At 40.6% G+C, this 12,368-nt stretch carries 10 protein-coding genes and 1 pseudogene; 4 read left to right on the top strand and 7 right to left on the bottom strand.

The genetic code is table 11. The annotated features are described in order from the left end of the window. Positions 1 to 336: 336 nt before the first annotated feature. The 4 genes from FTT85_RS16895 to baeS all read right to left on the bottom strand — a co-directional run bounded on the left by FTT85_RS16895 (position 337) and on the right by baeS (position 5,329). The gene (locus FTT85_RS16895) at positions 337 to 1,428 is read right to left on the bottom strand and encodes a hypothetical protein (protein ID WP_257230188.1); all 1,092 of its coding nucleotides are present in this window, start codon (positions 1,426 to 1,428) and stop codon (positions 337 to 339) included. A 26-nt stretch (positions 1,429 to 1,454) separates the two neighbouring features. Further along, on the bottom strand, positions 1,455 to 2,861 hold the full coding sequence (locus tag FTT85_RS16890) for a hypothetical protein (protein ID WP_218955505.1): 1,407 nt from the start codon (positions 2,859 to 2,861) through the stop codon (positions 1,455 to 1,457). 86 nt (positions 2,862 to 2,947) lie between these two features. Then, positions 2,948 to 3,634, bottom strand: a complete 687-nt coding sequence (locus FTT85_RS16885) for a response regulator (protein WP_111885370.1) — start codon at positions 3,632 to 3,634, stop codon at positions 2,948 to 2,950. A gap of 12 nt (positions 3,635 to 3,646) precedes the next feature. Further along, positions 3,647 to 5,329, bottom strand: coding sequence for a sensor histidine kinase efflux regulator BaeS (gene baeS, locus FTT85_RS16880; protein WP_180184024.1), 1,683 nt, complete (start codon positions 5,327 to 5,329; stop codon positions 3,647 to 3,649). Between the two features lie 135 nt (positions 5,330 to 5,464). Between baeS and FTT85_RS16875 the strand changes: the two genes are divergently transcribed. The 3 genes from FTT85_RS16875 (at position 5,465) to FTT85_RS16865 (ending at position 10,190) form a co-directional block, all read left to right on the top strand. After that, positions 5,465 to 6,094 (top strand): hypothetical protein, encoded by a 630-nt coding sequence (locus FTT85_RS16875; RefSeq protein ID WP_180177093.1) that lies wholly within the window; start codon positions 5,465 to 5,467, stop codon positions 6,092 to 6,094. Between the two features lie 318 nt (positions 6,095 to 6,412). Then, on the top strand, positions 6,413 to 8,215 hold the full coding sequence (locus FTT85_RS16870; protein WP_180022419.1) for an acyl-CoA dehydrogenase C-terminal domain-containing protein: 1,803 nt from the start codon (positions 6,413 to 6,415) through the stop codon (positions 8,213 to 8,215). 193 nt (positions 8,216 to 8,408) lie between these two features. Next, positions 8,409 to 10,190 (top strand): acyl-CoA dehydrogenase C-terminal domain-containing protein, encoded by a 1,782-nt coding sequence (locus FTT85_RS16865; RefSeq protein WP_078194153.1) that lies wholly within the window; start codon positions 8,409 to 8,411, stop codon positions 10,188 to 10,190. 123 nt (positions 10,191 to 10,313) lie between these two features. Here the strand turns inward: FTT85_RS16865 and FTT85_RS16860 are convergent, their stop codons facing one another. Then, positions 10,314 to 10,847: a GNAT family N-acetyltransferase gene (locus FTT85_RS16860; protein WP_180184023.1), complete on the bottom strand. Its 534-nt coding sequence runs from the start codon at positions 10,845 to 10,847 to the stop codon at positions 10,314 to 10,316. Positions 10,848 to 10,861: 14 nt separating this feature from the next. Next, positions 10,862 to 11,494 carry an FMN-binding negative transcriptional regulator gene (locus tag FTT85_RS16855; RefSeq protein ID WP_180184025.1) on the bottom strand — a complete coding sequence of 211 codons (633 nt, stop codon included), beginning with the start codon at positions 11,492 to 11,494 and terminating at the stop codon, positions 10,862 to 10,864. 170 nt (positions 11,495 to 11,664) lie between these two features. Here FTT85_RS16855 and FTT85_RS16850 point away from each other — a divergent pair, with 170 nt between their 5' ends. Further along, entirely contained in the window at positions 11,665 to 12,162 is a 498-nt protein-coding gene (locus FTT85_RS16850) for a phosphate-starvation-inducible protein PsiE (protein WP_078194156.1), read from the top strand. A gap of 67 nt (positions 12,163 to 12,229) precedes the next feature. On the opposite strand, the pseudogene FTT85_RS18795 reads toward FTT85_RS16850, so the two are convergent. Further along, a pseudogene (locus FTT85_RS18795) lies at positions 12,230 to 12,368 on the bottom strand (IS110 family transposase); the annotation flags it as partial.

Below are 12,368 nucleotides of genomic sequence, written 5' to 3'. Positions count from 1 at the left end.
CAAGTAACTTGGACCAGTGTTGATCATTTAGCATTGTTCGAGGCATAGCGAGTGTAAAATTGGGTTTGGCGATTTAATTTTACTATCTCGCTATTTTTTTAATCAACAAATGTCAACAGACCCTAATAAAAACTTTAAAAAATAAAAAATTTACGATATAAATAAAAATCGGTTATAGATAAATTCAAACTTATTCATAACCGAACAATTTAAATTCCATTATGACAATGCAAAGTTTTTTTTAATACATATCAATACGGTTAAATAAAACAACTGCTTAAAACTTTACACATTCTAAAGAAGCTAATCTGTTTACAGTCGCTGGTCCAACAGCACTTACCATAGATATTGCGCATATATTTGCGCGCCCATACGTTTTGCTTGGTTGGTATTGAATGAATCTGCTATGTATTTAAAACCAAAGTTTTCATGTTTGACGGAAAGGCCAAACGAATTGGTTTGGGGTTCAAAATGGATTCCCCACATTAGCCCTGTATTCCAATATGCATTGAGCTGCCAAAGACTTATATACTCATTTGAGATTGAACTGAGTCCTAAACTCCAAGCCTGCTCTGAGTCATAATTTAAATCTGTATAAATTTTAAATGGCAGCTTTTGCGCATAGGTCTTATCTTTATCAAACTCTCCCTGAATATCAAACCGTGGACGCTTATCTTGATCATAGCTGATGTTATATCGTGTGTATGGAGCATCTTGCCAATATAAATATGCCAATGCATCCTGAATATTAATTTTTAAATTCCAATTTTTTGCAATAGCACCTCTTAAAGTTGCATCTAGGGCATAGCCATACCCGCTATGCGCCTGCTCATTCCAGCCCATTTTATCTTCTTTCAAAGCAGGATGATCATAACTGTAATCTATGCTCCCATTCAGCCATTTGACGCGGTCCATAAGCTCTTGCTGATCTGTCGTTACCCCTAGCGCATTAATATGACCATCAATATAATGACGCCCAATTAACGCGGTTATACCCGTTTCTAAATTCCAATTCGAACTAATGGGCCATGTATAGGCAGCCCGAGACCCAACAGTATCAATATGCTGTGCTTCAAGCCTCAAGTCATACGTTGAGTTTGCATCGATAGGCAGTTCATTCTGTATTTGATAATAAAGCTTTGCTGTATCCTCACTGAAATTGAGCGCATAGTCATATCGCCAGATCCAGCTAAAATCCCAATTACCCTGCTTTACGCCCAATTGCATTAAACCATGAGCAAATGCATTTTTTCCTGATTTAAACTTAGAATCATCCCAATCATCTGTAAATGCATGAATCGCTAACGGTTCACTATAAACATCTGCTTGCACTTGATAATAGATAGCCTCTTGTGCATAGCTATAAAACGGGAGCGATAATCCCAATAATACTAATTTTTTTTTCAACATAGAAAAAAGGGGGAACATCGTTACCCCCTCTCCTTAATTCATTATTATGGTGTAATCATTAGCACAGTGTTATCGGTAAATTTCGCAGAATAAATGCTATTCGATACTCTATTGATCGTACCGTAGCTAACAGTACCGACTTTAATATCAGCAGAACTGAATTGATCTAAATCTGGAATTTCTACAAATGCACCATTCGCATGAGATACTCTTGACCAGATAATTGGAGATTGCGCGATCAGATTGTCAGTTTTTACATCTATATTTAATGTATTTTGATCAACTGTAACTTTAAGATTTGCTATCCCTTTTTGGTAATCATTCCTTTTAGCGTTAAGCAGTAAACTGAATGGCTTCACAGCAGCCCCCCCACCTTTTACGTTACCAGAGAGATTAACTGTCAAATCTGCATTAATAAATGCAGCCGCAGATTCGCCTTGGGTAATATCAAAGGTTTTAGTCAGATCATTTTTTAGCTTAATATTTGCATCTAAGCCTAAGTTTTCTGCTCCGCTTAAAGCTTCACCTTTCAAAATAATTTCATATGGAATAATTTGATTAAATGTTTCAGTACCATTTTTGAATTTAACTCGAGCAGCTTTGCTTGAAAGTTCAGTTAAATTCAGCTTCGCGTTTTGAGTTGTTAACAAAACATTTAAAAATTTAAATTGTGCCGTAACCGGAGCATTTTCACTTTCTGAGTCTTCCAGCTTGATAGCTGTATCATAAACAACTTGAGCGGTACTGTTGCTATTAAACCCTAAGCTTGATTCTAATCCATCCGCATTTTTAGCTGTGATTTTACCGCCTGAAACTATTTTAAAATCATGCTGTTTTGCAGATGCTGTGAATGGCGCATCCAACTTTAAATTGCTTACAGTAATCAAAACCGCATCGCTAAAAACATCTTTTCCAGTAAAAGTACTGCTATCCCAAATATAGTCCATCCAATATTTAGCCGATACACTTCCATTAACAGAAACTGAAGTCGGTGTTACGCTGATTTTAAGACCATTTTTGCTCAAAATATAATCTGGATAATATATCCCCCCATAGGTCGCATCATCCTCTAAAAGTGCCTCTAATTCTGCAGCGGTATAGTCTTTTGTGGAACCTTGAGCATCTTTCTGCGCCAATGAAGCTAAAGTAATGATGAGATCAGAAGCATTACTAATATCATTTCCTGCATTACTTACAGCATCAAATGCAGGCTCATACTGAGACTGCAAACCTTTAAAACTGTCAAAATAGGCAATAATATTGTTCGTAGTTTTGATTAATACTTTAGCTTTCTCTAAATCTGTTGCTGGATTTGATGGGTTAGCTGTTTCCCCATTTGAACCGCCATTATCTGAAGTCCCACCGCTACTAGAAGACCCGCCGCCACCACCGCCACATGCAGTTAAAATTACAGAACAGCTTATTGCTAATAAGGTTTTTTTTAAAATCATTATGTTTTTCCCTCTTAAAAATACAAATAAAAAAGCCTTTAAAAATTAAAGGCTTTTAAAAAAAGATTCAAGAACAAAAAGTAACATTAATCCTCTGGATATTCAAAACGGTAGCCAACGCCATACACAGCTTGAATCCACTCATGGCGGTTGCCAGTTTCAGCAGCATCCGAAATTTTACGGCGCAGGTTTTTAATGTGACTGTCAATGACACGGTCAGCCACCTCAAAACTGTCTGGGTTGATATGATCTAGCAATTGCGCACGTGAATATACCTGCCCCACATGCTCCAAGAACAACTCTAGTAAACGGAACTCCGTTGGCGTTAAGCTCAGCGCTTTTTGTTGATACCAAATGCGCTGCTGTGCTTTGTCCATACGGAATAAATCATTGACTTCGGGTTCTGCTTTTCGTTCTAAACGGCGTAATACCGCTTGCACACGTGCCACCAACTCTTTCGGACTAAACGGTTTGCAGACATAATCGTCAGCACCCATATTGAGCCCCAATACACGGTCAATTTCTTCAGTACGTGCAGTCACCATAATAATTGGCAAATCAGACTGCTCACGCACCTTGCGGCAAATGGTTAAGCCATCCATACGAGGCACCATCAGGTCTAAAATCATCAGACTCGGTTTACGTTGTGTGAAGCTTTCATAGGCTTCTTGCCCATCATGAAACATGCTGACTTCAAAGCCTGCAGCCTCTAGATAATCACGCACTAGCTGTGCAAGTTCCACTTCATCTTCAACCAACATGATATGTTTCATGCATGCTTCCTTTTAATGTTTCATCTGTTTGGGAAATGTCAATTTGCAACGCAAACCGCCCAATGGAGAATGATCAAAACTCAATTCTCCGCCCAATGCTCTAGCTATTTTTACGGATAACGCCAATCCTAATCCTGTACCACCGGTTGCACGCGTGCGCGAATCATCCACGCGATAGAAACGCTCACCTAAACGTGCCAACTGTTCATCAGTTAAACCAAATGGGCTGTCATCGACATACACGGTCCACTGGGTTTCATCCTGCTCAGTATGTACATGCACTTCACCACCAGCTTCCGTATAACGAATACTGTTGCCCAATAAGTTGACCATAATCTGTTTAAAACGGTCTATATCTAATTGTAATGAAGTCCCTTCGCCCGTTGCGGTAATTTTCAAATCTGCTTGCTCAAACTTCGGCTTAAAGCTTTCAACTTCTTGCATCACTACATCCCACGGATTGAGCGTGGTCAAATAACAATTCAACTGCTGTGCATCGGCTTGCGCCAAATCCGCCAAATCTTTGGTCAATTTTTTCAAACTACTCACTTGATTGAGCATTGAGGCAAAATGCTCTGGCGTTGGCTTACGAATACCGTCCTGCATCGCCTCAATTTGAGCCTGCAACACCGCCAATGGCGTTTTTAATTCATGTGAAGTATCGGCAACCCATTGACGACGTGACGTTTCATGCTGATCGAGAATCACGGCCAACTGGTTCAATTCATTTGATAAATCGCCGAGTTCATCATTACGGTTCACCGCGACTTGATGTTGATAATTGCACTTGGTTAACTCACGTGTCCCCATTAACAAACGCTGAATCGGTTTTTTAAAGTAGGTCGCCAATAACAGTGCAGCAATTAAACTCGCAATAAAACTAAGCACATAAACCAATAATAAATAACGTTTTTGCTTACTAAAAAAGTTAATACTGATCGCATCATCTTGCTCGAGTACAGGTTTGAGTCCTAGATACCCCACGATTTGATTATTCACCATAATCGGACGATAAGAAATCTGTTCATCTGTCGGTTCACCCACGACAAATTGGCGCTGTGCATCATATAAAGATAAACGCGAACTCAAGCCCAAGCGGTCAGGCATTTGGATAAACTGTTTTTTACCACCATTGTTGGTATTGTTTTGAGATGATTGACCTGTATCTTTATCTTTATCTTTTTCATCCGCGTTCGCTTCTTTGGGGCGGAACACATTTTGATTCGCGCTTAAAGGAAATTTTAAACCTTCAAAGGGTTGAAACTCAGACGGTAAATTTTGTTCCAGCCATTTCAGCTCTTCAGTTTTTTGTTCCGCCGTTTGCTGCGGTGTCGCCAACATCGACGTTGCATTCAAACTATGATCTTGGAAATAGCGCTGCTGCAATGCAATGTCATATTGACGACGTAGCCACCACCGAGAGAGACGATCATAGTCATCGGGTGCTGCCTGCCCTTCAATTTGCAAAATCTGCGCCTGAATCGCATTACCCCAATCATGATAAACCGTATACACATCGGCTAAATTTTCAATGACATGGTCAAGCTTTTGCATCTCGACATCGGCTACATATTTAGTGAAATTACGCTGCATATTCCAATGCAACACGCCAAGACTTACCGTTGTGATGACGAGCGTCGTCAACAGCACAGTCAGAAACAAGCGTAGGGCAATCGGGATACGACGTATTTTCAAAAGAGAACTCTCATTTTTCTTCTATATTCATTATTGTAGCGAACACGCAACTAAAAAACTCTCCATTGTTTCTACATCTTTATTATTTAATCTTTAACCATCGAAAAAAATATCTAATCTGGTGGGGTATAGACTATGAAACAAATGACCAAAATGGCTTTAATCGGTGCAAGCGTATTGAGCATGGGTGCATTGACGGCTTGTCAATCAACAACCGCACCAAAAGATAACGATCATGGCCGTATGATGAAACAACATCATAGTGATCAAGATCGTCGTATGTCACCTGAGCAACGTGAACATTTCAAACAAATGCGTGCAGAGCAACGTCAAGTGTTTGCAGAGATGCAAAAAGCCTGTGATGGCAAGACTACAGGTTTAACAGTTCAAGTAAAAGCTGGCGATAAAAGCATTGATGGTACATGTACCATGGTGTTCAACGCAGACCGTCAAGACATGAAAAAAGCACGTGGTGAACACAAACCAATGCGCGGTGAACATCGTCCAATGCATGGCGACATGCGTGGTCAGATGCAACGCGGTGAGCCACTGACTGATGCAAAACGTGCAGAGCTGACTAAACAATTTGATCAGCGTTTAGCAGAACGCCAAGCGAAGCAACAAGCGATTATGAAAGCATGCCAAGGCAAGACTGATGGTAGCACGGTTGCGATTAAAGTTGGCGAACAGCAAATCAATGGTAAATGTGAAGTTCGCTTCCAACCTAAAGCCCCTGTTGCCCCGACGCCAGCACCAGTAAAATAAGTCAAAGTTAGCTCGCAATATCATTGAGTATAAAAAGGCACTCCCATGAGTGCCTTTTTTATTGGACATATCTTTTTACGCTTTTTGACTATTTGTGTCATTCATTTTCAGCCAAAAGTGTTTACACTCAATGCACTTAGCATTTTCAAGGGATATTTCTTTGACTTTACAGTCACCAACAAATCGCCCTGAAATGCTTGTACCCAATAAGAAGATGTTGCACGATTAGAACCATTCCAATACGTGTCATTGAAGACACGTTCAAATGTTTATTTAGGATTACTAACGCTGGTAGAAACCAGTATTGAGGAAAACGATATGCCACAATACAAAGCGCCCTTACGTGATATGCAATTTGTTCTGCATGAACTTTTAAAAGCAGAAGATCACTATGCACAATTGCCTGCATTTTCTGATACCGTAAGCCGTGAGTTGGTTGACCAATATCTAGAAGCTGCTGCTGACTTCTGTGAAAATGAACTTTCTCCTCTTAACCAAGTCGGCGACCGTGAAGGTTGTACTTGGAATGATGGCGTTGTAACAACACCAACTGGTTTTAAAGAAGCGTATCAAAAATATATCGAACTCGGTTTCCCATCTTTGTCTGCTGAAGAACAGTATGGCGGTCAAGGTCTACCTGTTTCACTAGGTAACATCATTTCAGAAATGGTGGGTACATCGAACTGGGCTTGGGGTATGTATCCAGGTCTATCTCATGGTGCTGTACGTACTTTAGAACATCACGGTTCTCAAGAACAAAAAGACACTTACCTGCCTAAACTTGTTTCAGGTGAATGGACAGGTACGATGTGCTTAACAGAATCTCATGCAGGTTCTGACTTAGGTATTATCCGTTCTAAAGCTGAACCACAAGCAGACGGTAGCTACGCAATCTCTGGCGAGAAAATCTTTATCTCTGCTGGTGAACACGACATGGCTGAAAACATCATCCATATCGTCCTTGCTCGTCTACCAGGTGCACCAAAAGGCACGAAAGGTATTTCATTATTCATCGTACCTAAATTCAATGTAAATGCTGATGGCTCAATTGGTGAGCGCAATGCTGTACGTTGTGGTTCGATTGAACACAAAATGGGTATCCATGGTAACGCGACTTGTGTCATCAACTTTGATAACGCAAAAGGTTTCTTGATTGGCCCTGAAAACCGCGGTCTAAACTGCATGTTCACATTCATGAACACTGCACGTATCGGTACTGCTGTACAAGGTCTTTCAGCTTCTGAAGGGGCTTTCCAAGGTGCGCTTGCTTATGCAAAAGACCGTTTGGCAATGCGTTCACTTTCAGGCCCTAAAGCTCCTGAAAAAGAAGCAGATCCAATTATCGTTCACCCTGCTGTACGCAACATGCTGATGACGCAAAAATCATTTGCTGAAGCTGGCCGTGCTTTGGTTTACTTATTGTCTTTCCATGCCGATATCGTGGAACAAGGTGCAACTGAAGAAGAACGTAAATTCTCTGACAACATCTTGTCTCTATTAACACCAATTGCTAAAGCATTCTTAACTGAAACAGGTTCTGAATCTGCGAAGCACGGTGTTCAAGTATTCGGCGGTCATGGTTTCATTTCAGAACACGGTATGGAGCAAATCGTACGTGATACACGTATCTCTTGCTTATACGAAGGTACGACTGAAATTCAAGCGATTGACTTGTTAGGCCGTAAAGTATTGGGTACTCAAGGTGCAATGTTGAAAGACTTCACCAAGATCATCCATAAATTTGTTGAAGCCAACAAAGACAACGCTGCTATGAAAGAATTTGTTGAGCCGCTTGCTGCGCTAAACAAAGAATGGGGCGACCTAACTATGCAGATTGGTATGAAAGCAATGCAAAACCCAGAAGAAGTGGGTGCTGCTGCGGTCGATTACCTGTACTTCTCTGGTTATGTAACGCTTGCTTACCTATGGGCTCGTATGGCGTTAGTTGCACAAGAAACTTTAGCTGCAGGAACAACAGATGTTGATTTCTACAATGCGAAAGTAACGACTGCTCGCTTCTACTTCAAGAAAATCTTACCGCGCGTTCGCTCTCATGTAGAAGTGATCGCAGGTGGCCTAGATCCTCTTATGGCATTGGATGCAGAACACTTTGCATTCTAATGTGAATATCTAAAACATATTCAAAAAATTGTACTCTTGAGTGCAGAAATAGAGAAAGGACGGTCATAGCATTGGCAGTCCTTTTTCTTTATAAATAGTCCCATAATTTTACTTTGGTCAATTTTCTCCACGTTTTGTGTCGATACAAATTGCCCCAAGTCCACAGATTCAAACAATAAACAGGTGAACGAACATGCCAATTTATAATGCGCCGCTTGCAGATATGAAATTCATCTTAAATGATGTTTTTAAAGCAGAACAATTCTGGCAAAACAACGAAAATCTTGCTCACGTTGATGCTGCTACTGCAGAAGCCATTCTTGAAGAAATGGCAAAATTTGCGCAAAACGTCACTCATCCTTTAAACCGCACAGGTGATGAAGAAGGCGCAACCTATAGCAATGGCAATGTCACGACTCCTGCTGGTTTCAAAGAAGCATTTAAACAATATGCAGAAGGCGGTTGGATTGGTCTAGGCGCAGATGAAGAATGGGGCGGTCAAGGCATGCCGAAAATGCTGACTGTTCTGTCTGATGAAATGCTGTTTGCAACTAACCCATCATTCATGCTCTACCCGCTTCTTTCTGTAGGTGCAGGCATGGCATTAAACAGCTATGCATCACAAGAGCAAAAAGAAACTTATTTGCCAAAAATGTACACAGGTGAATGGTCAGGCACGATGTGCTTAACTGAGCCGCATGCAGGTACAGACTTAGGCATTATTAAAACTAAAGCTGAACGTAATGAAGACGGTACTTATAACATTACAGGTACGAAAATTTTCATCACTGGCGGTGACCACGACCTTTCTGAAAATATCATTCACTTAGTTTTAGCGAAAACGCCTGATGCGCCTGCGGGCTCACGCGGAATTTCACTATTCATCGTACCTAAATTCTTGGTGAATGCAGACGGTTCTTTAGGTGAGCGTAATGCTGTAGGCCCTGGTTCTATTGAACATAAAATGGGGATCAAAGCGTCTGCAACATGTGTGATGAACTTTGATGGCGCGAAAGGCTACCTGGTTGGTAAAGAAAATGAAGGCCTTGCAGCGATGTTCGTCATGATGAACTACGAACGTCTGTCTATGGGTATTCAAGGCCTAGGTGCTTCTGAATTTGCTTATCAAAATGCAGCGCAATATGCGACTGATCGTTTACAAGGCCGTAGCGCTTCTGGCGTTCAATCGCCTGCTAAACCAGCAGACAGCATCCTTGTACACGGCGATGTACGTCGTATGTTGCTGAACGCACGTGCCAACAATGAAGCATCTCGTGCATTTGCAGTTTATGTCGGTCAACAACTGGACATTACCAAGTTCTCTACGGATCCAGAAGCAGTCAAAGCAGCCAATAACCGTGTTGCGCTGTTAACACCAATTGCGAAAGCGTATTTAACAGATACCGCTTTCCAAGCAACACTGGATGCGCAAATGGTATTTGGTGGTCATGGCTTTATTCGTGAATGGGGTATGGAACAATGTATCCGTGACCTGCGTATTGCACAGATTTACGAAGGAACCAACGGTGTTCAGTCTCAAGACTTAATTGGTCGTAAAACCATTAAGTGCAATGGTGAATTCATTGCTGAATATATCCAAGAAATCCGCGATTTTGCCAATAACTTAGATGCCAGCTTGAACTACATTAAAGATGCAACATTAGATGCAGCAGCTGAAGTTGAAGCTGTGACTCAATATGTACTTGAAGCTGCTCGTGAAAACATTGAGTTCCCGAACTCAGCAGCAGTTGATTACCTACATGCTGTAGGCCTACTCAGCTTTGCCTATATGTTTGCCCGCATTGCAGATGCAGCAAAAGACAAAGATGGCGAGTTCTACCAAAACAAACTTGCACTGACTCTTTACTTCACGCAGCGTATTTTACCTGAATTGGCATTACGCATTGCTAAAGTAAAAGCAGGTTCTGAAGTGATCATGAACTTCTCTGAAGATTACTTTACCAACCAAGCTTAATTAAATACACAAAATCAAAAATGCCCGATTTATCGGGCATTTTTTACTTATTACTCTTCATACATAACCAATGAATAGGATTCTGTAAGCAAAAAGAATAAACGTACCAACTTATTCATAATCTCATAATTCCATTCGATATGTAAAACAAGGATGGAACTGATCGTCTAGCATTGGAAATTTCGCCCAATGCGTTGTATCTTTATCTTGTTTAAATCCTGCCTTCATTAAGACATTTTGTGATGCTAGATGTTCCTCAGCACAAAACGATGAAACAACCTTCGTGACATGATTCTGCTTTAAATACTTAATTCCCCCAATTAAAGCCTCAGTCATATAACCACAACCATGAAAATTCACCCCTAACCCAAAATGTATTTCTCCATGGTTTTCTTGATTGAAGAAATACAATAAGCCCATCGCTAAATGCGTATTCTTATCACTAATCACCCATGCAAAATCAGGATTGTGTATCGACCAATAATAATCTGCCCACTTTTCTAAAACACTCTTAGTCTGTTGAATCGTTAAATGTGGCAACCGCTGCAGATAACGAGTTTCTTCTATATTCGAAAAATATGTATCAAATAATGAAATTTCATCTCCTAACTGATACTTTCTCAGGCATAAACGTTCAGTTTCAATCATATTGGGCATGATTATTTAGCCTGTTATTTCATGGGATAATATTTTTTGATCGACTCCTCCATTTCAGCATTCGACCTTTCCAAAGCTTTTGCCACATTCATCGCATCTACAACACTTCTGTTTTGACTCACTTTAAATTTCCCAATCATCGACTGAATATCGATTTCAATCGCTATAATTTTTTCCAGTTGTTCCGCGATAAAATCATGAGGCGCATCGCCCATTTTCCATGGCACGGGTTGGCTAGCTTCATGTTGTCGAGTCAGCCGAGCCAAAACACCTCGTAAATATTTTTCATCGTCAACTTTACGAATTGTGCCTTTGACATGTACCACGCGATAGTTCCATGTCGGCACAACGCGATGATGTTCCTGCTTTCCTTCATACCAGCTTGGCGAAATATATGCTTCGTCGGCATGAAAAATCACATAGGCTTGCGCTGACTGATTTAGCAATTCAAACATTGGATTGGCCTTAGCAATATGACCGCGTAATACACCTAATTCGCCTGACTCAGCGTCATATTCTAGTGGTAAATGATTCACTTCCAACTCACCATTGGGTGCAGTCAGTATTACTGTCGCCAAAGCATACTTACGCATAAGATCAATCAGATCAGGGATTTCATCATGTTTAAAATGCGTTGGTTGATACATCGTCGCTTCATTCTTATAGGACAAAATTTAAGCTCAAACTTAACATTAAAACCTTTATTGAACCTAAAAAATATTTTTGTCATATGCGCTTCATGTGCATGAAATTTGCTTGGTATTTAATGACTTGTTCTTGATTGAATATTCACGCAATTTACACAGGAGGAATATATATGACACACCGTGATCCCAAAGTAGAAAAAATCGAGGCCCTCCTCGACCGACTTGGCAATATTGCTGTAGAAGGTTTTCATTATCTTGCACTGTTTGTCATCGGCTGTATGATTTTATGGTCCGCGGGTCATACCATTTTTGAAATTATTACGGTTAAACAATTCGCCACGATTGACGATATTTTATTATTGTTTATTTACCTTGAACTCGGTGCCATGGTCGGTATTTATTTTAAAACTAACCACATGCCGGTACGCTTCCTGATTTATATTGCTATTACTGCCCTGACCCGCTTACTGATTTCGGACATTCAACATGACCATAAAGCAGATATGGGCTTGGTCATTACTACAGGTTCGATCCTCATTCTTGCTGTGGCCATTTTGATTGTGCGCTATGCCTCTTGGACTTACCCTTCGGTTATTCGAGACAAGCATTCCGAAAAGCCACTGCCTGAAGGAAAAACCCCTCGCCCACAAGATGATGAATTGGCTTAAACACTAAATCGTTCCCTCTCCTTTTAGGAGATGAGATACCGTCTTGGTAGTCAATCAGGTTTTGAGATTATTCGACCACTAAATAATCTCTTTGATAGGCAGTCTGATGTTTTAAAACGCCATAACACAGATGTATAAGCTTGCGCATTGCAGCACCTAAAGCACACATTTTATTTTTACCCTGGCTTAATAATCGTTGATATAAA

The organism is Acinetobacter sp. YH01020 (assembly GCF_013420275.1).
In the GTDB taxonomy this organism is placed as follows: Bacteria; Pseudomonadota; Gammaproteobacteria; order Pseudomonadales; family Moraxellaceae; genus Acinetobacter; species Acinetobacter amyesii.
Note: the sequence above shows the minus strand (reverse complement) of the source record. Positions and strands in the feature narration are given on the sequence as shown.

Coding starts and splice junctions, on each gene's coding strand:
- FTT85_RS16860 (WP_180184023.1), bottom strand. CDS start 10,847: ATGCCCAATATGATTGAAACTGAACGTTTATGCCTGAGAAAGTATCAG.
- FTT85_RS16870 (WP_180022419.1), top strand. CDS start 6,413: ATGCCACAATACAAAGCGCCCTTACGTGATATGCAATTTGTTCTGCAT.
- FTT85_RS16890 (WP_218955505.1), bottom strand. CDS start 2,861: ATGATTTTAAAAAAAACCTTATTAGCAATAAGCTGTTCTGTAATTTTA.
- FTT85_RS16865 (WP_078194153.1), top strand. CDS start 8,409: ATGCCAATTTATAATGCGCCGCTTGCAGATATGAAATTCATCTTAAAT.
- FTT85_RS16855 (WP_180184025.1), bottom strand. CDS start 11,494: ATGTATCAACCAACGCATTTTAAACATGATGAAATCCCTGATCTGATT.
- FTT85_RS16885 (WP_111885370.1), bottom strand. CDS start 3,634: ATGAAACATATCATGTTGGTTGAAGATGAAGTGGAACTTGCACAGCTA.
- FTT85_RS16875 (WP_180177093.1), top strand. CDS start 5,465: ATGAAACAAATGACCAAAATGGCTTTAATCGGTGCAAGCGTATTGAGC.
- FTT85_RS16895 (WP_257230188.1), bottom strand. CDS start 1,428: ATGTTCCCCCTTTTTTCTATGTTGAAAAAAAAATTAGTATTATTGGGA.
- FTT85_RS16850 (WP_078194156.1), top strand. CDS start 11,665: ATGACACACCGTGATCCCAAAGTAGAAAAAATCGAGGCCCTCCTCGAC.